17 protein-coding genes and 2 riboswitches are annotated in these 22,606 nt (G+C 64.7%); of the genes, 3 read left to right on the top strand and 14 right to left on the bottom strand.

Annotated elements, in window-relative coordinates:
• From Q0K23_RS05305 to Q0K23_RS05240, 14 genes are all read right to left on the bottom strand, one after another.
• Complete coding sequence (locus Q0K23_RS05305) at nt 1-1,212, bottom strand: ATP-grasp domain-containing protein (protein WP_294518800.1); 1,212 nt, start codon at nt 1,210-1,212, stop codon at nt 1-3.
• A gap of 39 nt (nt 1,213-1,251) precedes the next feature.
• Nucleotides 1,252-1,455: a hypothetical protein gene (locus Q0K23_RS05300; protein WP_294518798.1), complete on the bottom strand. Its 204-nt coding sequence runs from the start codon at nt 1,453-1,455 to the stop codon at nt 1,252-1,254.
• A 28-nt stretch (nt 1,456-1,483) separates the two neighbouring features.
• Nucleotides 1,484-3,709 (bottom strand): bifunctional (p)ppGpp synthetase/guanosine-3',5'-bis(diphosphate) 3'-pyrophosphohydrolase, encoded by a 2,226-nt coding sequence (locus Q0K23_RS05295; RefSeq protein ID WP_294518795.1) that lies wholly within the window; start codon nt 3,707-3,709, stop codon nt 1,484-1,486.
• Nucleotides 3,710-3,757: 48 nt separating this feature from the next.
• The gene (gene recJ, locus Q0K23_RS05290) at nt 3,758-5,827 is read right to left on the bottom strand and encodes a single-stranded-DNA-specific exonuclease RecJ (protein WP_294518792.1); all 2,070 of its coding nucleotides are present in this window, start codon (nt 5,825-5,827) and stop codon (nt 3,758-3,760) included.
• 184 nt (nt 5,828-6,011) lie between these two features.
• Complete coding sequence (locus Q0K23_RS05285) at nt 6,012-6,443, bottom strand: hypothetical protein (protein ID WP_294518789.1); 432 nt, start codon at nt 6,441-6,443, stop codon at nt 6,012-6,014.
• An 18-nt stretch (nt 6,444-6,461) separates the two neighbouring features.
• Entirely contained in the window at nt 6,462-7,526 is a 1,065-nt protein-coding gene (locus Q0K23_RS05280) for a type IV pilus twitching motility protein PilT (protein ID WP_294518786.1), read from the bottom strand.
• A gap of 13 nt (nt 7,527-7,539) precedes the next feature.
• Nucleotides 7,540-7,920 carry a hypothetical protein gene (locus tag Q0K23_RS05275; RefSeq protein ID WP_294518783.1) on the bottom strand — a complete coding sequence of 127 codons (381 nt, stop codon included), beginning with the start codon at nt 7,918-7,920 and terminating at the stop codon, nt 7,540-7,542.
• The gene (locus tag Q0K23_RS05270) at nt 7,917-8,282 is read right to left on the bottom strand and encodes a hypothetical protein (protein ID WP_294518780.1); all 366 of its coding nucleotides are present in this window, start codon (nt 8,280-8,282) and stop codon (nt 7,917-7,919) included. Before Q0K23_RS05270 ends, Q0K23_RS05275 begins: the two co-directional genes overlap by 4 nt.
• Nucleotides 8,279-8,776, bottom strand: coding sequence for a DUF4860 domain-containing protein (locus tag Q0K23_RS05265; protein ID WP_294518777.1), 498 nt, complete (start codon nt 8,774-8,776; stop codon nt 8,279-8,281). Before Q0K23_RS05265 ends, Q0K23_RS05270 begins: the two co-directional genes overlap by 4 nt.
• Before the next feature lie 41 nt (nt 8,777-8,817).
• Complete coding sequence (locus tag Q0K23_RS05260) at nt 8,818-9,135, bottom strand: hypothetical protein (RefSeq protein WP_294518775.1); 318 nt, start codon at nt 9,133-9,135, stop codon at nt 8,818-8,820.
• Between the two features lie 30 nt (nt 9,136-9,165).
• Nucleotides 9,166-10,215 carry a type II secretion system F family protein gene (locus tag Q0K23_RS05255; protein ID WP_294518772.1) on the bottom strand — a complete coding sequence of 350 codons (1,050 nt, stop codon included), beginning with the start codon at nt 10,213-10,215 and terminating at the stop codon, nt 9,166-9,168.
• A gap of 107 nt (nt 10,216-10,322) precedes the next feature.
• Nucleotides 10,323-11,240, bottom strand: a complete 918-nt coding sequence (locus tag Q0K23_RS05250) for a transglutaminase family protein (RefSeq protein WP_294518769.1) — start codon at nt 11,238-11,240, stop codon at nt 10,323-10,325.
• Nucleotides 11,237-12,001 carry a sortase gene (locus Q0K23_RS05245; RefSeq protein WP_294518766.1) on the bottom strand — a complete coding sequence of 255 codons (765 nt, stop codon included), beginning with the start codon at nt 11,999-12,001 and terminating at the stop codon, nt 11,237-11,239. Before Q0K23_RS05245 ends, Q0K23_RS05250 begins: the two co-directional genes overlap by 4 nt.
• Nucleotides 12,002-12,043: 42 nt before the next feature.
• Nucleotides 12,044-13,243, bottom strand: a complete 1,200-nt coding sequence (locus Q0K23_RS05240) for a BTAD domain-containing putative transcriptional regulator (RefSeq protein WP_294518763.1) — start codon at nt 13,241-13,243, stop codon at nt 12,044-12,046.
• Nucleotides 13,244-13,543: 300 nt separating this feature from the next.
• A riboswitch (cyclic di-GMP riboswitch) is annotated at nt 13,544-13,636 on the top strand.
• Between the two features lie 41 nt (nt 13,637-13,677).
• Here Q0K23_RS05240 and Q0K23_RS05235 point away from each other — a divergent pair.
• From Q0K23_RS05235 to Q0K23_RS05225, 3 genes are all read left to right on the top strand, one after another.
• Nucleotides 13,678-16,278 carry an InlB B-repeat-containing protein gene (locus Q0K23_RS05235; protein ID WP_294518760.1) on the top strand — a complete coding sequence of 867 codons (2,601 nt, stop codon included), beginning with the start codon at nt 13,678-13,680 and terminating at the stop codon, nt 16,276-16,278.
• Between the two features lie 264 nt (nt 16,279-16,542).
• Nucleotides 16,543-16,743 carry a hypothetical protein gene (locus tag Q0K23_RS05230; protein ID WP_294518757.1) on the top strand — a complete coding sequence of 67 codons (201 nt, stop codon included), beginning with the start codon at nt 16,543-16,545 and terminating at the stop codon, nt 16,741-16,743.
• 93 nt (nt 16,744-16,836) lie between these two features.
• Nucleotides 16,837-16,927, top strand: a riboswitch (cyclic di-GMP riboswitch).
• Nucleotides 16,928-16,956: 29 nt separating this feature from the next.
• Nucleotides 16,957-22,605: a vWA domain-containing protein gene (locus tag Q0K23_RS05225; protein ID WP_294518754.1), complete on the top strand. Its 5,649-nt coding sequence runs from the start codon at nt 16,957-16,959 to the stop codon at nt 22,603-22,605.
• Nucleotide 22,606: the final 1 nt, after the last annotated feature.

Below are 22,606 nucleotides of genomic sequence, written 5' to 3'. Positions count from 1 at the left end.
TCAGTTGGCCTTCTCCATGGAGCTGGCGTACCGCTCCTTGTACCGCCACTGGTCCTTGATGATGCGCAGCTTGTGGATCAGGTTCCGGTCCGCCTTGTAGAAGAGGGGGTTGACCCAGGCGCCGGCGGCGGTGAGGGCCTTCATCTCCTGGTGGTACTTGCTGGGGATGTAGTCGTAGGCCACCTTGGCCGGGATGACCCGCCACAGGTGGCGGTTCTTGGTGACGGTCAGAGGGGCGGGCCGGTGGAAGATCCGGTCCTCCACCAGGTACTTGGCCAGGTTGTGGCCCGCGCCGGTGACATAGTAGTTGCTGCGGCCCTGGCGGCAGTTGATCTCAAAGACCTTGAACTTGCCGTCCCGCTGGTCGAACTTCACGTCAAAGTTGGAGAAGCCGGTGAATTTGATGTCCTCCAGGAAGGCCCGCAGCTTCTCGCACAGCTCGGGGGCCTCCTCGGTGATGATGACCGCGTGGTTGCCGATGCCGTGGCGGGTGTGCTCCTCCAGCAGCACGTGGCCCACACACATGAGCTCCACCTTGCCGTCCTCACCGGAGTAGTTGGTGACCACCCGCATGTAGGAGTCGTCCCCGGGGATGAAGTCCTGGATGATGAGGGAGTCCTCATAGCCGTGGTTGTAGATGTCGTCGATGACCTGGTCCACCTCTTCCCGGGTCTGGAGCACATAGGCCTTCTTCTGGGTGTCGAAGGGGTGATCCCAGTAGGTGGCGCTCTCGGCGGGCTTGACCACGAAGGGGCCGGAGAAGGGCAGCTGGAAGCCGTGGCCCTCCCCCTTGTGGTAGACATAGGTGGCGGGGTGGTCGATGCCGTACTGGTCGCACAGCTGGTAGAACCGCTCCTTGTGGATGAGCTTCTCCATCAGGGCCAGGTCGATGTAGGGCGCCACCACGTTCTCGGGGAAGTTGGGCAGGTTGACGGCGATGGAGGTCAGGTAGTTGTCACCGCAGCCCAGCACGATGACCTTCTTGTCCGGGAACTCCCGGGACACCTCGGTGACGTTCTTCAGCACCACCTGGGGCTCGTCGTTGTGCTGGCACACCCGGTAGTCGATGATGTCGCTGCCGTAGCAGGGGCCGGAGGGATACATGCCGTAGGCCACGGTCTTGACGCCGTAGGCCTCGTGGAAGGCCCGGGCCATACTGTACACGTTGATGTCTGCCCCCAGCAGCAGGGGGACAAAGGGCTGTTGGCTCATGTCGAATTACTTCCTTTTATTATAATGGATCAGGGGGATTCAGGCGGGCAGAACGTTCAGTTCCACGGTATACCACATCTTGTCCCCCGAGGGGGACATGGCGGTGAGGCGCACCCGCTCCCACCGCAGCGCCAGGTACTCTGCCTCCTCGGTGGTGAGGCGCAGCTCCCGCCGGCGCAGCTCTCCGCCCTGAAAGGCGGAGGACAGGGCCGCCTCCAGGGCGGCGATCTCTCTATCAGTCATATTCCAGCCTCCTGAGACGGGAGCGGGGTCAGCCGGACACCCGCTTGACCTGGTACACGCCGGAGATCTGCCCCAGCTTGTTGATGACGTTGTTGAGCTCGTCCCGGTCCTTGACCTCCAGGACGATGGACACGGAGGCATACCCGTCGGGCATGCCCCGGGCGGAGAAGGAGTCCACCTTCACCTTGGCGGCGGACAGGGCCATGGTCACGTCCATGGCCAGGCAGTCCCGGTCCTTGGCGGAGATCTCCAGGGAGGTGGGGTAGGCGGCCTGATCGCTGCCCACCCAGGCCACATTCACCCAGCGGCCGGCCTCTTCGGGGCGGCGCTTCTCGGGGGCGGCGTTGGGGCAGTCGGCCCGGTGGACCGACACGCCGAAGCCCCGGGTGATAAAGCCCACCACCGGGTCACCGGGCACGGGGGTGCAGCACTTGGCGAACTTGACCAGGCAGTTGTCCAGGCCCTCCACCACGATGCCGGACTCCGACTTGCGGGGGGCCTTGACCTGGCCGGGCGCGGGGGCGGGGGAGGCAGGGAAGACCACCTCGTTGGCGGCTCGCTCGGCGGCCGCCTTCTCCTCTTTCAGGCGGCCCAGGCGGGTCAGCTCGTCCTTGATGCGCACCACCGACTTGACGGCGGTCATGCCGCCGTAGCCGATGGCGGCGTACAGCTCGTCCAGAGAGTTGAACCGGACCTTTTTCAGAATGGAGGGGAGGGCGTCTTCGGCGGTGATCTGGGCCAGGGTGATGCCGGCGCGCTTCAGCTCGGCCTCGAAGGAGGCGCGGCCGGTGGCGATGTTCTCCTCCCGCTTCTCCTTCTTGAACCACTGGCGGATCTTGTTGCGGGCCTCGTTGGACTTGCAGATGTTCATCCAGTCGCGGCTGGGGCCGTGGGCCGACTTGGAGGTGATGATCTCCACAATGTCGCCGTTTTTCAGGGGGGTGTCAAAGGGCACCATGCGGCCGTTGACCTTGGCGCCCGTCATCTTGTTGCCCACGGCGGAGTGGATGGAGTAGGCGAAGTCGATGGGGGTGGCGCCGGCGGGCAGGTTGATCACGTCGCCCCGGGGGGTGAACACGAACACCTCGTCGGCGAACATATCCACCTTCAGGGTGCGGACGAACTCCTCGGCGTCGGTGTCCTGCTGGTTCTCCAGCAGCTTGCGCACCCACTCGAAGGCCGCCTCGGTGCCCAGCTTCTCGTTGGCCAGGCCCTGCTTGTACTTCCAGTGGGCGGCGATGCCGTACTCAGCGGTGTTGTGCATCTCCTGGGTGCGGATCTGTACCTCAAAGGGGATGCCCTCCCGGCCGATGACGGTGGTGTGGAGGGACTGGTAGCCGTTGGGCTTGGGGGTGCCGATATAGTCCTTGAACCGGCCCAGCACCGGGCGGAACAGGTCGTGGATGCAGCCCAGCACATTGTAGCACTCCGGGATGTCGTCTACAATCACCCGGAAGGCATAGAGATCAAAAATTTCATCCAGGGTCTTGTTCTGGGCGTACATCTTCCGGTAGATGGAGTAGATGTGCTTCACCCGGCCGTACACCGTGCACTTGATGCCCTCCTCGGCCAGCCGGTCCTGTATCTTCTTCTGGATGGAGGCCATGAACTCCTCGTTGGCCGAGGAGCGGGCGGCCAGCTCGTCGGCGATCTCCTGGTAGCCGATGGGGTCCAGGTACTTGAGGGAGGTGTCCTCCAGCTCCCACTTGATGCGCTGCATGCCCAGCCGGTGGGCGATGGGGGCATAGATCTCCATGGTCTCCAGGGCCTTTTCCCGCTGCTTCTTGGGGGACTGGTACTCCATGGTGCGCATGTTGTGGAGCCGGTCGCAGATCTTGATGAGGATCACCCGGATGTCCTTGACCATGGCCATGAGCATCTTGCGCAGGTTCTCCATCTGCTCCTCTTCTTTAGAGGTGTACTGCACCCGGGTCAGCTTGGTGACGCCCTCCACCAGGTCGGCCACCGTGGGGCCGAACCGCTTGGCGATCTCCTCATGGGTGGCGCCGGTGTCCTCGATGGTGTCATGGAGCAGGGCGGCGATGATGGAGTCGGTGTCCAGCCCCAGGTCGGCCACGATCTCGGCCACCGCCAGGGGATGGGTGATATAGGGGGAGCCGTCCTTGCGCAGCTGGCTGGAGTGGGCGTTATCCGCGAAGGTAAACGCGTCGAAGAGCCGCTTGGTGTCAAGAGACGGGTTATAGGATTTGATCTTATCCTCCAGCGCCTGATAGCGCTCCAGGATGGGGTCCATAAAATCACCTCCGAAAATGTCGCGGGGGGGGGGTGGGAACGTAAGGGGTCACACGCCTTCGGTCAGTTTGCGCAGGCGGCGCATGATGTATGAGTCCTCCAGGTTGACCTTGCCCTCCACCGGGGTCAGGTCGATGCACAGGTGGTCGGTGGAGTGCTCCACCCGGATAAGCCCCCGCTCGTCCAGCACCTCCAGGCACACCATGGTGCGCATAAAGGTCTCCCGCAGGCCGAAGGAGCGGGCAATGTTCCGGGAGAGGCGGCCCGCCGTCTCCTCCAGCCGTCCGGCGGAGCTGCGGTTCTTCAGGTACCGCCACACCGCCGCGAACTCCTCCCGGCTGGGGGTGAGGGCGGCGGCCTCCTGGGGGGTGAGGGACGCGCCGGAGTGGAGCTTTTCGTAGAGCGCCCGCTCCGCCTGGGCCCGTGTGAGGGCGGGGCGCAGGTCGATGAGCTGGAGCTGCACCGAACGCCAGCCCCGGAACTCGTTGATCTGGGGGGAGAAGGCCAGGTCCACCCGGTCGCCGGGGGCCAGGCCCGCCTCCGCCAGGGAGACAGAGAAAAAGATGGCGTCAAAGCTGCGCCCGCCCTTGGACACCTTCAGCTTCAGGTGCCGTCCGCCGCCCACCTCAGTGGCGGAGGTGACGGTGCAGCCCGACATGGAGAAGACCGGTTTGGGGTTGCCGGTGCCGTAGGGCTCCAGCAGGTCCAGGGACAGCACGCCCTCCTGGGTCAGCAGGGCGGGGTCGGCCTCGGCGTCCACCTCCAGGGAGGACTCCATGGCCGCGCCGCCGGTGGAGGAGCGGACCAGCTCCAGCATCCGCGCCCGGAAGGCGGGGATATTCCCCTCCAGAATGGTGAACCCGGCGGCCAGCTCGTGGCCGCCGAACCCCTCCAGCAGGTCCCGGCACTGCTCCAGGGCGGCGAACAGGTTGAAGCCGCCGAAGGACCGGCAGGAGCCCTTGCCCTTGCCGTCCTGGAGGCAGATCATAAAGGTGGGGCAGGAGTACTTCTCGCTCAGGCGGGAGGCCACGATGCCCACCACGCCCTGATGCCAGCCCTCCCGGGCCAGGACCAGGGCGGGCCGGTCCTCGGGGGCCATGGCGTCGGCCATGGCCACGCACTCCTCATAGATGTCCAGCTCCACGGCCTGCCGCTCCCGGTTGAGGGCACACAACTCCCGGGCCAGAGCCTCGCCCCGGGCCGGGTCGGAGGTCAGGAGCAGCTCGGCGGCCAGTCCGGCGCAGCCCATCCGCCCGGAGGCGTTGATCCGTGGGGCCAGGGTGTACCCGATGGATACGGAGGTGAGGGGCCGCTCGGTCAGGCCTGCCTCATGGAGCAGGGCCCGCAGGCCGGGCCGGGCCGTGTCCTTCAGGGCGGTCAGGCCCATGCGGATGATGGTCCGGTTTTCCCCCACCACCTGCATCACGTCGGCCACCGTGCCCACGGCGGCCAGGTCGGCGTACCGGCGGAGCAGGGCGGGCTCCTCCGCCCTGTCCCCCAGGGCCAGCACCAGCTTGAGGGCCACGCCTACCCCGGCCAGATGCTTGAAGGGGTAGCCGCAGTCCCGCCGGTGGGGGTCCACCACCGCGGCGGCGGCGGGGATGCGGTCCTTGCACTCGTGGTGGTCGGTGATGACCAGGTCGATGCCCAGGGAGGCGGCAAACTCCGCCTCGGCCACGGCGGTGATGCCGCAGTCCACGGTGATGATCAGGCTCACGCCCTTGGCCTGGAGGGCGGAGACGGCGGAGCAGCTCAGGCCGTAACCCTCCTCCATCCGGTCGGGGATGTAGGGGGTGACTTTGGCGCCACGGCTGCGGAGGTAGTCGGTGAGCAGGCAGGTGGAGGTGATGCCGTCCACGTCGTAGTCGCCGTACACGGCAATGTGCTCCCGCTGGTCCAGGGCGGCGGCGATACGCCCCACCGCCCGGTCCATGTCCTTCAGGAGAAAGGGGTCCCACAGCAGGCCCTCGTCGGAGCGGAGAAAGTCCTTTGCCTTGTCCACGGTGTCCAGGCCCCGGGCGCAGAGCACCGCGGCCGCCAGCGGGGGGACCCCATCCGCCTCCATGGCCGCCTGGGCCGCGGGAGACGGTGCGCGTAGATTCCAATGTCTGTACTTCATGGGTGTGCCCCCGAAATTGGATAGAAAATTACTTTTCATTATAACAAAGATAGCAGAAAGATACAAGTTGAAACGGGAAATATCCCGCGGCGGGAAATGGTTCCGCCCCGTCATTTGACCCAGGATAAAAAGAAGCCCTGCCGCACCGGATGCGGCAGGGCACAGGATATGGAAAAGCGAGGCCTCAGAGGAAACGCTCCTCCGCCAGGCGGATGAGCTCCAGGGCGCTGGCGAACTGCTGCTTGGGGGAGCCGTCCATCCAGTCCACCCAGCCCTGCCAGGAGGCGTTGCGCCGGGAGATGACACACAGGGTAAAGGTGGCCAGGGAACCGGCCGAGCCCTCCACCTCATCCAGAGGGATGCCCTCGCTGGGGTCGGCGGCGGCGGGGACGTGGCTCTCATGCTCCCGGAAGGTGCGGGAGTGCTGGAAGGCCTGGGGGAAGTTCTGCTTCTCCAGCACGTCGTCCAGCCGGAGGATCAGGCTGCCCATGTCGGAGAAGGCCATGGGCCGGGTGAGCCGCTGGCTGTACACCATACCGGAGATCCGGCCGTTGTCCGAGCGGTCCACGCACACCCGCAGGACCGCGCTGGGGCTGTTCAGGTTGGAAAAGGACATGTATCAAACCTCCCTTGTTCAAGAATTCATGGCCAGACGCTTGCGCAGCCAGTCACTGTTGACGCAGTGGCCCAGGGCGGCGTCCGGACCGATACGGCCCGCTTTCACCAGCTGGAGCAGGCTCTGGTCCATGGAGATCATGCCGTCGGCGGCAGAGGAGGAGATCACATTGTCCAGCTGGTGGGCTTTGGACTCCCGGATCATGTTGCGCACGGCGGGGGTGACGGTCATCACCTCAAAGGCGGGGATCAGGGAGCCGTCCTTGGTGGGTACCAGCTGCTGGGACACCACGCCCTCGATGACCAGGGCCAGCTGGGTGCGGATCTGCTGCTGCTGCTCCGGGGGGAAGGAGTCCACGATCCGGTCGATGGTGTTGGACGCCCCCAGGGTGTGGAGGGTGGAGATGACCAGGTGGCCGGTCTCGGCGGCGGTGACGGCGGCCTTGATGGTCTCCGCGTCCCGCATCTCGCCCACCAGGATCACGTCGGGGGCCTCCCGCAGGGCGGCCCGGAGGGCGGCGTCATAGCTGGTGGTATCGGTGGCCAGCTCCCGCTGGGTGACCACGCTCATCTTGTGGTGGTGGAGGTACTCGATGGGGTCCTCGATGGTGATGACGTGGAGGTTGCGGGAGGAGTTGATGGCGTCCACGATGCAGGCCAGAGTGGTGGTCTTGCCGCTGCCCGCCGGGCCGGTGAAGAGCACCAGACCCCGGGAGCAGGCGGCGAAGTTCATGACGCTGTCCGGGATGCCCAGGGCCGTCCGGTCGGGCAGGGAGAAGGACACCACCCGGATGACCAGGGCTAGAGAGCCCCTCTGCCGCAGGGCGTTGACCCGGAACCGGGAGAGATGGGCCACGGCAAAGGAAAAGTCGTCGTCCCCGGTGCGCTCCAGCCGGTCCATGGAGCGGTTTCCCGCCAGGGAGTAGGCCTCCCGCACCAGGGCGTCCAGGGCGTCGGGCAGGAGCCGCTCCCCCTCCCGGGTGATGACGCCGCTGATCTTGTAGGCCGCGGGCAGGCCGGGGATCAGGAGGATGTCGGAGGCCTCCCGCTCCACCGCGTGGGTGAGAATATCAACTAAATTCATGGCAAACCCCTTCCTATTCCGGCAGTGTGCCGTCAAAGACGGGCAGATGGTCCCCGTCTCCGCCGTCGTCCTCCACCGGGACGGTCTGCCAGGCGAGAATTTCCACCCCGTCCCCGCTCCGCACCAGGTGGAGGTGGAGGGACTGGGTGTCGGTCATGGGAATATAGGTGTCCAGCTCGGCGTCCGTGCCGGCGGCAAACCCGGCGTACAGCGCTGCGGCCTGGGCGTCGGCGGCGTAGTAGGCGGACACTGTGCCGGCGTTGGTCTGGGACAGAGACAGGTCGGCCCGGGCCGAGGTGAGGGTGAGGGCGGAGAACACCGACAATGTGAGCACCAGCAGCACCGTCATGATGGACACCACGCCGATGCCGATGGGCGGCGGAGATTTCTTCACGGCAGGGCCACCTCCTCACCGCTGTTCCCGCCCAGGGCGGGGACCCAGCTGGTCTCCAGGGTGTAGAGGGACGTGTCGCCCCAGAAGATCTCGATTTCAGCGGTGGAGAGGCCGTCCTCCTCCCCCTGGCTGACCTGGCACCGGTACCCCTCCGGGGCCTGGGGCAGGGCGTCGCCCGCCCGGAGGGCCTCCGCGGCGCTCTGGGCCAGGTACACCGCCTGGGTGAGCCGGGTGCTCTCCAGGCTCATGCTCCGGGCGTGGAGCAGCAGCCCCACGCACACCGCGGCGCACAGCACAAAGAGGAACAGGTCGATCACCAGCTCCATGAGAAAGAGGGAAAAACGGCTGCCCGATTCCTTCACAGCGTCCCCACCTCCTCCACGCCGGTGCGGGGATACAGGGTCACGGACCACTGGTGTTCCCCGTCGCCGGCGGAGATGTCCAGCCCGCCCCGCTCCGTGACGGACAGGGTCAGGGAGGACAGAGGCAGCAGCTCCATGCCGTCCTCGGGCGCCAGGCCGGTGCCCTCCTCCATGTACAGCTCCCGGAGGGAGCCCTCAAAGCAGTAGATCAGGGTGACGTACACGCTGCCGTCCTCACCGGTTTCTGTGAGGCGCAGGGCGTCCCCGCCGCCGAAGGTGCCCACGGCCACGCCTCCCCCGTCCGCCCGGCGGATCTGGTTGACCACGTAGGACAGGGCGGTGCGCTGGGCGGAGTTGGCGGCGGCGTCGTCGGCCACGGCGCGGTACACGCCGGTGCCCATCAGGGTCACGCCCATGGCCAGCAGGGCAAACAGCGCCGCCAGACACACGATGACCACCCGCCGCAGCCCGGCGCCGCCGGAATGGGTTTTCATGGGGACACCCCCTTACAAAAAGCGTTTTTTACGGGAAGAGCCTATTCTCCCAGGGCCAGCACTGTGATGTCTGGCATCAGGTTGGAGGCCACATACTGGTAGGAGACCATGTACCGGTCGTCGCCGGCGGTGACGCCGTAGTGTTCCACCAGGTAGTCCAGGCTCCTGGGGTAGAAGCCCTCCAGGGCGTAGCACTCCACCGCCGCCCGCCGGACGCTCTCCTCGGCCAGGGCGAGGACCTCCGCGTCGGTGCGGACGCTGATGACCCTGGTGAACAGCAGCCCGGCCGCCGCCAGGGCGATGAGGAACACGGCGGCGGGCAGGACCCGCCGCAGGAATGAGGCACGTCTGCCGCCCATGGCGGAGACCCCCTTTCACGATGAGATCGGTCAGCCGATGGCGGTCAGCACGCCCAGCAGGGGCAGCATGACCGACAGGAGCACCAGGCCCACGGCCACGCACAGCAGCAGCACCAGGGCAAACTCCAGCCGGGACAGCAGGGAGGACAGCCGCTCGTCGGCCTCCTCCTGGCAGCGGGAGGCCAGCTCCTCCATGGCCTGCTCGGGCACGCCGGAGCGGAACCCGGCGCCCAGCAGCCCGGCCTGGAGGCCGTCCAGCAGCCCGCAGGCGGTGACGGCCTTATAGAAGTCCTCCCCCTGCTCCATGCGGGACTGGCAGTCCTTCAGGGCGGGGGAGAGGGCGGAGCCCTCCAGCAGGTGGACGGTGCGCTCCATGGCCTCGTCCAGGGGCAGGCCGCTGGAGAGCATGAGGGCCATGGCGGCGGCGAAGCGGCTCCGGTCCACCGCTTTGGCAGCCCTGCCCTTTCCCAGCAGGCGGGCCTCCATGGGCTGGGCCCCCGCGCTCTGCCGCCGGGACAGCACCAGCAGAACCACCGCGCCCACGGCCAGCAGCGCCACCAGCACGCCGCCGACATACTGCCCGGCTGCGCCGGCGGTCATCAGGGCCTGGGCGGCGGGGGACAGAGTCAGGCCCAGCTGCCGGAACACCTGCTGGAACACGGGGAGCACCCGGGTCATGAGCACCAGGAACACCGCCGCCACCAGCACTGCCATGACGGCGGGGTAGAGGACGGCCCGGCGGATGGCCGACGCTGTCTCCGACTCCCGGCGGTAGTAGGCGGCCAGGGCGGAGAGGACCTGATCCAGCCGGCCGGCGGCCTGGCCGATCTCCACCATGCGCACCATGTACCCGGGGAAGGCGCCGCTGGCGCTGAGTGCCTGGGACAGGGGCGCGCCGTCCAGCAGGGAGGCGTGGAGAGCAGTCAGCAGGGCCTTGCTGCCGGGGTCGGCGGCGTCCTCGGCCAGCACCTCCACGCCCTCCTCAGAGCCGATGCCGGCGTGCATCATCAGGGAGAGCTGATAGCAGAACACCGACAGCGCGTCCGCGCTGAGGGGTGCGGTACTCCGTTGCTTTGCCATGGGGCAACACCTCCGGATGGAAATGACCCAGGCGGCCTGCCGCCTGAGACGGATGGAATGGCGCATGCCCTGAGCCCGCGCGGCAGCGCTGACTCAGGGCAGAGGGATCAATAGGCGTATTTCTCGGTGTAGTTGGTGCCGTCGCCCACGTACTGGAGCACGGCGGGGTTGTTCTTGCCGTTGGAGACAAAGGTGGGGTCCATCATGGACCAGTCCTCACCGTTGAAGTAGATCAGGTGATCCACCCAGCCCACGCCCTCGATGTACACGTTGATCCAGGCGTGGTACACGGTGCCCGCATAGCCCACGATCAGCTTGCAGGGGATATTCTGGCTGCGGAGCATGGAGGCCATGACGGCGGCGTAGTCGAAGCAGATGCCCTTGCCGCTCTCCAGCACCTTGTCCACGTCGGGCAGGTAGCCGGAGGCCACGGTGGCGGCCAGCTGGTAGTCGTAGGTGATGTTGTTGATGACGTAGTGGTAGATCTCGGTCACCTTGTCCAGGTCGGTGGTCAGACCCTTGGTCAGCTCGGCGGCCTTGGCCACCACCTTGGAGTCGTCGGTGAAGTTGACGTACTGGTTGGCGTACAGGAAGGGGGAGAACTCGCTGGTCAGCTTCAGGGTCAGGGGGCAGGAGTAGGCCTGGGCGTACTTGGTGCCCGTGGTGTTCTCAAACACCTTCACAGTGTACTTGCCGTCGCCCTCGGTGAGGGGGAAGGTCTCGGCGGTGCCCTTGTTGTTCAGGTTGTAGGTGTAGGTGGTGCCGCCGGTTTTGGTGATCTGGACCTTGATGCGCACGTCCTTGCCGCCGGTGTAGGACACGGACACAAAGCCCAGGGCCAGGTTGGACGCATCCACGGTGGCCTTGCCGTTCTTATACACGGTGACGCCGCTCTGGATGGCCTCCTTGTGGGGGATGACGCCGGCCTGGGCCAGCAGGGGGATGGCCACCCCCGCCACCAGCACGATGGCCAGCACGGCGCAGATGATCCGGGTGGTCTTTTTCATGGACTTGAAGAATTTCATGGATTGAGTGAAGCCTCCTCTTCCGCGTTGGCGGGATAAGCATAGTCGTCAGACAACGGAATGATGTCCACCAGGGCGCCCCGGACGATGAGCCGGTGGTCGGAGACGCCCACGGGGGTGCAGGTGGTCAGGGTGACGCAGGAGTGGTCGGTCTTGTAGATGGGGCCCCAGTCGTCGGGCTCCACCACCTCCTGGTATTCAAAGAGGTACTGGTAGATGTTCTCCCCGTACACCAGGTAGAGGTAATCCCCCTCCCCCAGGGTGTCCAGGTAGGAGAAGGGCTGGTCCAGGGTGATCTTGCCGCCCCGGATCCAGTTGCGGTGCCCGGCGATGGAGGTGTTGGACCGGCCCTCGCCGGGGAGCTGGGCGTAGTCGTACAAACCCTCGCCCTGGAGCAGGGTCTGCTCGTCCACGCCGTTCAGGATGGGCTCATCCACTTCCAGCTTGGGGATGATGAGCCGCAGGTCGCCGCTCTGGTAGCTCTTGCGGGTGTCGGTGACAAAGACCTTGTCGGTGGGCAGGCCGTCCTCCGGCTCCTCCAGGACCGCCTTATAGACGGGGGCCGTGGGGGTGGGAGACGGGGTCTCGGAGTCCTCCGCCGTGGGGGAGGGCGTGGGGGTGGAGGAGATCACCGGCGCTGTGGAGGGCGCCACGATCTCGTACTGGGGCTCTCTGCCCCAGAGGAACAGCGCCGCCGCTGCAATCAGCAGCACGACGGCGGCCGCCGCCGCGATGACGGCGCCGATGGGAGGTCTTTTCATGGCAGATGTACCTGGAAATGTTCTGAAATATGTGGATAGGGGTCAGTCCAGCGCCCGGATCTTGTAGGAGAGCTTGAGGAAGTTCCGCCGGTGCTGCCGGTAGAAGGCGGAGACCACGCGCTCCATGACCATGGTGCTGTTCTCAAAGTTGGCGGCGGGCAGCATCACCACGAACTGGGCGCCCGAGTATTTGGACACCACGTCGCCCCGGCGCAGGCTGCCGGTGAGCACCTCCTGGAGCTGGTCCATGGTGGCGGCCAGCACGCTCAGGGGCGGCACGCCCCCGTCGGGCAGGGAGACGGTGATGAGGGCGATGTGGACCGAAGTGCCGCTGCGGGCGGCCCGGCGGGCCTCCAGCCGGTAGGCCTCCCGGAAGAAGCCGTACTCACAGACAAAGGCCCCGGGGCGGGCGGCGGCCTCCCGCAGGTCGTCCTGGATGGACTCCAGGTCGGTCTCCAGCGACTTCTCCACGCTCATGATCTCGTTGTACAGCTCCCGCAGCTCCTGGGAGGGGCGCACGCCCAGGTTGCGGTAGAGCAGGTCGGTGGCCGACTCGTAGTGGGCCAGGGCGGCGGTGTCGTTGCCCTGGCGCAGCAGGGAGCGGACGATGAGGATGTGCAGGTTCTCATCCAGGGAGTCCAGATGGCTGGCCCGGATGCAGACCTCGGTCATCTCCTCAAAGAGCTCCTTTTTCTCCAGCAGGGCGGCGTAGTCCTTGATCATCTGGAGGTAGAGGTTGTGGTATTCCACCGAGTAGGGGATGATCCACAGGGAGCCCTCCAGCTTGGGCAGAAAGTCCCCCCGGTAGAGCTGCTCGGCCTGGCGGTAGAGGGACAGGCGGCTCTCGTCGGACAGGCGGCCGTCGTTGGCCTTGTGGCACAGGGCCTCGAACTCGTCGATGTCCAGGGTACAGGAAATGTCCGGATTCCAGGAGTAGGACCCCCGGCGGGAGAGGATGGGCTCCACCTCCGAGCCGAACAGGGGCTCCAGCATGGCCCGCACCCGGTAGAGCAGGGTCTTGAGGGCGTTGACCGGGTTGGCGCTGTTCTCACCCGGCCAGAACTGCTCGATGAATTCGCTCTGGGGCACGTTCCGGTCCCGGTGGACCAGCAGGTAGGAGAGCACGTTCCAGAGCTTTTGGGAGCGATTTGCCTCGTCTGTCAGCACGTGACCGTCCACAGCGATGGAAAAACCGCCCAACATAGTGACTTTTACGTTTTTGATACCAGCGGAATCGCTCATGACAGGCACCTGCTTTCGTCGGTAATATTTCCGGGAAAAAACAATGGGCAGAATCAAGGCTGTTCCTATTATAGCACAGGATTGAAAAGGCTGGAAGAGTCTTTTTCTATTTTATCGGGAATTTTTTTCGTAAAAAAACAGCCTCCTGCCCAAAAGAGGCCGGACGGAAAAAGGGAAATGAAAAAATATACTTTTTCAAAATATAACCCGAAATGTAACCTTGCGGTGGTAGAGTGGGTACAGCGCCGGACGAGACGGGATTTTTTCGCGGAAAGAAGCGGAAAAATCCGGCGGAATCCGGCAAGAAAAGGGCAAACCGGCTGAAAGGCCGGGACGCAAAGCCTGGAGGCTAAAGCGGTGGGGGAGCGCCGCCACGTCCGTCCGGCTGCCGCATACTTACAACTGCCCGCGCAAAGCGAGGAAGGAGAATGAGCATGTTGGCAAGAATGAGCAAGAAGGCCCTGGCCCTTCTCATGGTGTTCTGTATGGTGGTGAGCGCCCTGTCCATCGGGGCCCTGGCCGCTGTGGAGACCCCCAATGGGACCTATGACGGAGACCTGACCTTTGAGTACCATATCACGGCCAAGGCGCTGAAGGATATGGTGAAGGGCGAGCAGGAATACGGCTACCGCGATATCCACGGGGCCACCCTGTTCTTCGGCGACGACAGCCGGGAGCTGAAGTGGAACGGAGTGCCCAATATCTACTGGACTGCGGTGAGCGGCCTGGAGGACAAGCAGCCCGGGGACATGACCGCCCTTGAGCTGTATCTGGACAACGGCTGCACCCGGAAGACCCTGCGCTTCAGCGGCGAGGAGCTTCAGGCCCTGTTCTATGAGAAGGCTGCAAGCGGCTTCTACGAGATTGAGCTGAAGGACGCCGGCTCCACCCAGCCCGGAGAGCCCGAGCTGAGCCTCCAGAACGTCTATGTGTATGTGGACGGCAAGGAGGGCCAGGGCACCCCCAACGACCACGGCTACTTCACCGTGGGCAAGATCCAGATGGAGCTGCCTGACCCCACCTCCGTGGTGGCCGGCGACAACTACTACAGCCAGTACGGCTCCGCCGTCTCCCTGACCGGCATGGAGCGCTTTGCGGCCAACAGCTGGCTGAACCTGGCCGACGTGGAGTGGTACATGCTCCGGGTGGCCGACGGCGCCGACAACTATGTGGACAGCGGCGAGTACGTCTGGCACCTGGACGGCAAGCTCCTGGACAAGGTCCAGCTCTACCACGTGACCTATGACGCCAACGGCGGCACCGGCACTGTGACCGACGAGGCGGGCTACATGGCCGGCCAGACCTTCACCCCCAAGAGCGGCGACGGCCTGACCCGGGACGGCTATGACTTCCTGGGCTGGTCCACCGACAAGAACGCCTCCGCCCCGGACAGCACCTTCGCCATCCCCTCCCAGGGCGGTGACGTGACCCTCTACGCTGTGTGGAAGGAGTCCAAGCCCACCTCCCAGACCTATGTGCTCCAGTACTACTACAAGGTGAACAACACCTACGTGAGCTTTGCCTCCGAGCTGTATGAGAGCGGCGAGACCGCCGTCATCATCAGCGGTGCGCCCACCATGCCCGGCTACACCCTGGTGGGGTGGAACACCAACCCCGACGGCACCGGCATCACCTACAAGGCCGGCGACAAGCTGGTGATGACCGCCAACGAGAGCCTGTACGCCGTGTGGGAGGAGGAGAAGCCCGTCCCCCAGACCTACGTGCTCCAGTACTACTACAAGGACAACAACACCTACGTGAGCTTTGCCTCCGAGCTGTATGAGAGCGGCGAGACCGCCGTTGTCATCAGCGGGGAGCCCTCCCTGCCCGGCTATACCTTTGCCGGCTGGAATACCAACCCCGACGGCAGCGGCGACGCCTACAAGGCCGGCGACAAGATCGTCATGACCGCCAACATGAGCCTGTACGCCCAGTGGACTCAGAACGGCGGCACCGATCCCCAGCCCGCTACCTATACCGTGAACTACGTCTGTGTGGGCGACGTGCCCCAGGGCTATACCGCCCCCGCCAGCGCGTCCTACACCGCGGGCACCCAGGTGACCGTGGCCGCCGCGCCCACCGCTGAGGGCTACACCTTCTCCGGCTGGAGCTGCGACCTGGTGACCATCTCCGGCGGCAAGTTCACCATGCCCGACTACGACGTGTACCTGGTGGGCACCTGGACCAAGGACGGCGGCACGGATCCCCAGCCCACTACTTACACCGTGACCTTCAAGACTGAGGCGGGCGGCACCATCAACGGGGGCACCGCCGATGTGAGCGGCACTTACACCGAGGGCGCGGCGTTCCCCGCCGTCCCCACCACCGCGGCCAACAGCGGCTACACCTTCGACGGCTGGTATGACGAGAGCGGCAGCAAGGTGACCGAGTGGCCCGCCACCGTCACCGCCAGCGCTGTCTACACCGCCAAGTGGACCGCCGACGGCGGCTCCGTCACGCCTCCTCCCACCCCCGGCTATATGTACTACCATGTCACCGTCAACTACCTGGACCGGGCCGACGGCAGCAAGATTGCCCAGAGCTACACCAGCCCCAGCCACATCGAGGGCAGCGCGTATGACGTGAGCGAGCAGGACGCCATCGCCATCGACGGCTACACCTACGACGGCACCGAGGGCGACAGCCTGACCGGCGTGCTCAACAGCAACAAGACCGTGAATGTGTACTACGTGGCCGACGGCACCGACATCCCCGACGACGACACGCCCACCACTGACCTGCCCGACGTACCCGGCGGCGACGGCGGCCAGACCGACATCCCCGACGACAACACCCCCACCACCGATCTGCCCGGCACCGGCGACACGGGCAATACCGGCACCGGCGACACCGGCACCGGCAGCGAGACCAACATCCCCGACGGCGAGACACCCACCGGCAACCTGCCTCAGACCGGTACCCAGGCGCAGGTCTCCGCGGCCCGCGTGGCCCTGGGCGCCATGGCCCTGTCCGCCGCTCTGGCGGCGGCCGGACTGGCGCTGATCCTGTTCCGCAAGAGCCGGAGAAACGCCTGAGCGGAGAGGCCATAGCTTCCGTAATATAGGATAACGGCGCCAGGCGGCGGTCCATCGGGACCGCCGCCTGGTTTTTCACAGGTAAAGAAAAACCGCCGATCCTGACAGAGCGCCGGGTTTACAGAAAACAGAAGAGGAAAAACGGTATAAAAAACGGTGATGCCGGGAGAGAAAAAAATCAGATGTGACCGAAATGTAACCACGGCCATGTATAATAATCCGTGTAAGTGCAGGAGAGAGGCAGTGCAAAGGAGCGTGCATGCGATGAAGACAAACGGCGGTGAGACATTTTTGGTTCAGATCCGCAATACACAGAACGCGACCTGGCAGGGAACTGTTGCGTGGACAGACGGGCGCAAACAGGAGACCTTTCGCAGTGCGCTGGAACTGATACGACTGATGGACAGCGTCCTCAGTGCCGGAGATAACCAAGAAGAAAGCGGGGAGGAAAACAGAAGAAAATAACGCTCACACCCAGCAGAAGAGGAAAGAAGCGCAGATCCATGCGGGGACAATCCCGCTCCCATTTCCAGCAGGGGATGGGAAGAGCTCTATGGAACCGACAAATGGCAAACCGGCTGAAAAACCGGGACGCAAAGTCAGGAGGCTAAAGCGGAGTCCCCTCCGCCACGCCCGTCCGACCGCCGCACTTCTATTCTCAATGAGAGGAGAATGAAAATGTTGGCAAAGAAAACGAAGAGAATCCTGGCATCCCTGCTCACCGCAGCCATGGTAGTGGGCCTGCTGCCCATGAGCGTACTGGCCGCGGGGGGAGAACTCCTGAGTCCGGAGAGCAAGTACTACGCCACGGACGGCACCCCTACCAGCCAATCCAACGCCAAGGTGGTCCTCAGCAAGAACGCTGAGCGCACCGCCGCCGACGAGTGGCAGGTCACCCTGTCGGCCAAAGTGAACGACATCCAGATCGAACAGCAGCCCCTTGAGGTCACCTTTGTCCTGGACGTATCCGGCTCCATGGCATGGTGCGCCGAGGAGCACACCCACGACAGCAGCTGCATCGGCTGCGGCCTGGAGGAGCACAGACATGGCAGGGACTGCTATAACTGGCGGGGGCAGCTGATCTGCAACAAGGAAGAGCACACCCACAACAGCAGCTGCTACACCTGCGGCAAGGAAGAGCATGTCCATATTTCCACCGGCTGGAACGCCAATGTCTCCGGCGGCGAGCCCTGCAGTCTGGTGAAGAGCGGCAAGGCCCAGTCCCGGCTTGAAATCGCCGTCTCCGCCATCAAGAACATGGTGGCGACCCTGCGGGAGCAGCTGGGCAATAAGCTGAACGCCAAGATTGTGATTTTCTCTTCCAAGGCGGAGCACATCTTTGACTCCGGCTATGCGAATGGCGTCGGTAAGGGAAGATGGGATAGCGCCAAGGTAATTACAGAGTCCCAGCTGGACCAGCTGGTGGCCGAGGGCGGCACCAACCTGTCTGACGGCGTGGCGCTGGGCGTTGACCAGTTCAAGAGCAGCTCCGCCCGCCAGGTGCTGGTGGTCGTGGCCGACGGTGACTCCGACGACGGCTATCCCAACCGGACCGCCACTAACTTCAAGAATGACGGCGGCATCATCTACACCGTGGGCTTCACCTTCTCCAGCAGCAACTTCAACAATCTGGCCACCGACAGCGACCACGCCCTGCTGGCCAACAGCGACACCGAGCTGGGCGAGGCCATGGAGGACATCTCCACCGACATCACCGCCATGATCTGGGACCCCATGGGGGACAACTTCTCCGTGGTGAAGGGCAGCGCCCAGGCGTCGGGCATTACCGACGGCGTCCTGAACGAGTACAGCGACCTGATCACCTGGTATCCCGGCGAAACTCAGCTGGACCGGAACAATGACATCGTCACCCTGACCTACACCGTCAAGCTGAAGGACAGCGCCAAGACCGCCGGCGTACATACCGGTGTGCCCCTCAACGGCGACGCGGAGCTTCAGTACAAGGTCAGCAACAGCGAGAACGGCCCCATCAACGCCGACTTCCCCCTGCCCAAGGCCAGCTATGAGGTGGGCACCATGACCGTGGAGTACCGGGACGTGGAGACCGTCGCGCCCATCAGCGTGCTGCCCGCCGACCGGACCATCACCACCATCACCGACTACGGCGAGCCTGTCTTTGACGTGAACCTGCCCGCCGAGAGCGTCCCCCAGGGCACCAACCAGACCTGGTTCTATGTGAGCAGCGCGCTGGACGGCGACCGGGAGTACAGCGACACGGAGGCCAATATTGCCGCCACCACCGGAGAGCACACCCTGGTGCGGTACTACAAGCTCCAGAACTCCTACACCGTGACCTACCAGTACACCGGCGATGTGCCGCAGGGCGCGCCCACCGCGCCTGACAGCCGGACCTATCCCGAGGGTACCGTGCTTGCCGTGGAGGCCGCCCCCGTCCTTCCCGGCTATGAGTTCTCCGGCTGGACCACCGATGACGCCGCCGTCTCCGATGGCAAGTTCACCGTCAACAGTGACGTGACCTTCACCGGCTCCTGGAAGGCCCTGCCCTACTACACCGTGGTGGCCAATTTCTACACCAACACCGACAACGAGGGTTACAATCAGGACAACACTGAGTCTGTTACCCTCAAGTCCCTGACCTATGGCGACTACCAGGACTATGTGGCCTCTGAAAAGCAGACCTGGGAGGGCAACGGCCAGACCTACACCCTGAACGCCGAGGCCACCGACACCCAGACCGACGGTCTGAGCACCGTCATCACCCTGCGGTACGAGCGCAGCGTGACCAGCTCCGCGGAGTACGAGGTGGTACATGAGTACTACGTCCGCACCGACGGCGTGATTGCCGATACGCCTGAGGACACGCTCACCGACGGCCCCATCGCGGGCAAGCACGACCAGGTCATCGACGCGGACACCATCACCGCCAAGCCTGTCAACGGCGTGTATACCTACACCGAGACGAGCCGCTCCGGCGACATCACGCTGGACAAGAACAGCAAGCAGACCATCACCATCACCTACGTCCGGGACCGCTACACCGTCACCACCTGGATCGACGAAAACGGTACCATCACCCCCGATACCGCCGTCCATGACGCCGGCGAGGACGTGAAGGTGGACTGGAAGGCCAACCTGGGTTATGAGGTGGCCAGCATCAAGGTGGACGGCGAGAGCTCTTCTGCCGACGGCACCATCTCCTTCAACGGCCTGGATGCCGCCCACAGCGTGGAGGTCACCACCAGTCCCATCGACTACCAGCTCCATGTGAAGTACGTGTTTACCGATGACAGCACCCACGAGGACGAGGGCTTTGTGGACTACACCGAGGAGCACATCTACCACATCGGCGATTCCTATGAAGTCACCGCGCCTGCCGGCCCTGCCGGGTATACGTACAGCCCCGAACTCTCCGCCTACACCAGCGGCACCTTCGGCGCCAGGGATGTGACCGTCTATCTGACCTACACCCCCAACGACAAGTCCACCGCCATCGTCCTGTTCCAGGACCGGAACGGCAATGACCTCCAGACCGCCATCAGCGACTCCGGCCTGGTGGGCCAGTCCTACGATGTGAGCGCTGCCGAGGATTACACGGAGATCACCACCTATGGCGGCGTGCGCTATACTTTCGTGGGCGACGACATCGCCACCACCGGCGCAGCCTATTCCGGAACCCTGCCCGAGGGCGGCGTGACCATCATCCGTACCTATGAGCCCCTGCCCACCTACACCGTGACCTATGATCCCGGCAAGTGCGGCACCTTTAAGCATCAGATCACCTCCGGCCTCTACGCCGGCGACCCCACCCCCGCCTTTAACGGAACCCCCACCGGCGCGGACAACTGGGTGTTCGACGGCTGGTCCCCTGAGGTGACCGCCACCGTCACCGGCGACGTGACCTATGTGGCCCAGTGGAAGGAGATGCCCAAGCTCACCGTGGTGTATGAGCTGTACACCTCCCACAACGGCGGAGCGTACGAGCTGACCGACACCGTTACCATCAAGGACGCCGAGTATGTGGCCCTGGGCGTGCAGAGCCACACGGCCCCTGCCGCCTACGGGGACGGCTATGCCCTGGTGGGCGAGGCCACCCAGTCCACCGCCGCGCTGAGCTACAATGAGAGCGCCACCCTCACCTTCCGCTATGAGCGGCAGACCTACGGCTCCGTGGACTACACGGTCAGATACGTCTACCGCACCCTCACCGGCGACGCCGAGAATGTGACTGTGGACGGCTATCTGGATGTGCCCGCCGCCGGCACCCACAGCAGCGTGGTCTACGCCGCCGATGTGGAGGCAAAGCCCAACTACAACGGCAAGCTCTACGTGTTCAACGCCGCTGCCAGCGACAAGTCCATCACCCTGGACGGCAGCGTGGGACAGACCATCACCCTGTATTATGACCGGTATGAGTACGTCGTCACCGTCAACGGCGATGAGGGCGTGGCCTCCACCACCGGCCAGGGCACCTATGAGAAGGGCAGCGACGTCACCGTCAGCTGGACCCTGAACCCCGGCTATGAGCTGGTCTCCGTCACCGTCAACAGCGTGGACCATGCCCTCAGCCAGGTGGAGCTGACCAACCTGAGCGCGGACGCCACCGTCTCCCTGACCACCAAGAAGGTGCTCTACAACGTGACCTACTACGTGGACGGCACGCAGTACGGCGAGGTGGAGAACTACTACTACGGCGACGCCGTCACCATGCGGCCCGCCCCCAGCGCCCCCAGCGGCATGACCTTCAGCGGCTGGGACAAGACCCTCACCACCATGCCCGCCGAGAACGTGGACATCCACGGCACCTTCTCCTACATCGACTACACCGTGGTCTACAAGCCCGGCGACCACGGCACCTTTGACGAGCAGAGCTACTCCGGCCTCCACTACGGCGATGATACCCCCGCCTTCCAGGGCGAGACCACCGGCGAGGATACCTGGGAGTTTGCCGGCTGGCAGCCCGAGGTGGCGGAGACCGTCACCGGCGGCGCCACCTACACCGCCCAGTGGGAGCGCTCCGACTACACCGTGGTGGTCAATCACGTGAGCCAGGCCACCGGCGAGACCATGGAGACCAGCACCAACCAGTACGACGTGGACGCTGAGAGCGCCGCCGCTCCCCTGAGCGCGGACAAGATTCCTCAGGACTTCAAGCTGGTGGGCTGGACGGTCAATGCCGAGGCCGCCGACAGCGTGACCTTCGACCAGGCCGGCAACGCCGCCATCAACAGCGACAGGGTGCAGACCATCACCATCACCTACACCTACGGTCCCAAGGCCGCCGCCTATGTGAACATCAACTACCTGCTCACCGACGGCACCAAGGACGAGAGCGGCGCGTACAACGTGATCGCGCCTCTGGACATGGAGATCAAGGCCTACAAGGAGAACGACGCCTACGACGTGACCGCGGATGTGGCCGCCTTTGACGACGCCCACCAGATGTACACCCGCATCGACGCCGACAGCCTGACCGGCACCATCTCCGGCACCCAGACCGTTATCATCAACGTGTACTACACCGCCGATGAGTACGAGTTCACCGTCAAGTACTTCAACGACTACACCAACCAGGAGATCGAGCCCGCCGAGGGCCTGACCGTCACCGGCAAGGCGCCCTACGGCACCACCCTCACCCAGGAGCTGGTCTCCCAGTATCTGGGCTACACGGAGGGTGAGGACTGGGTCAACGCCATGCGTCCCGCCGACTATGAGGACGGCGTGGTGACCTACATCACCATCAGCGACGACACCGCCAAGAACGTGGTGGAGGTCCACTACGACTACGAAGTGCCCTACAACCCCGGCTACATGTACTATCACGTCACCGTCAACTACCTGGACCGGGCCGACGGCAGCAAGATCGCCCAGAGCTACACCAGCCCCAGCCACATCGAGGGCAGCGCGTATGACGTGAGCGAGCAGAACGCCATCGCCATCGACGGCTACACCTACGACGGCACCGAGGGCGACAGCCTGACCGGTGTGCTCAACAGCAATAAGACCGTGAACGTGTACTACGTGGCCGACAGCACCGACATCCCCGACGACGACACGCCCACCGGCGACCTGCCCGACGTGCCCGGTGGGGACGACGGCGGCCAGACCGACATTCCCGACGACGACACGCCCACCGGCGACCTGCCCGACGTGCCCGGCGGGGACGGCGGCTCCGGCGAGACCAACATCCCCGACGGCGAGACGCCCACCGGCAACCTGCCCCAGACCGGCAGCGTGGCCGGCCAGGTGGAGAACCGCTGGACCCTGGGCGTGCTGGCCCTGATGGCCTCCATGGCCGCGGCCGGCCTGTCCATTGCCATCTCCCGCAAGAAGGAAGAGGAGAAGTAAG

This window comes from uncultured Pseudoflavonifractor sp., assembly GCF_944387275.1.
Taxonomy (GTDB): Bacteria; Bacillota; Clostridia; order Oscillospirales; family Oscillospiraceae; genus Pseudoflavonifractor; species Pseudoflavonifractor intestinihominis.
The sequence above is the reverse complement of the archived record's forward strand: the minus strand, read 5'-3'. Positions and strand labels throughout refer to the sequence as shown.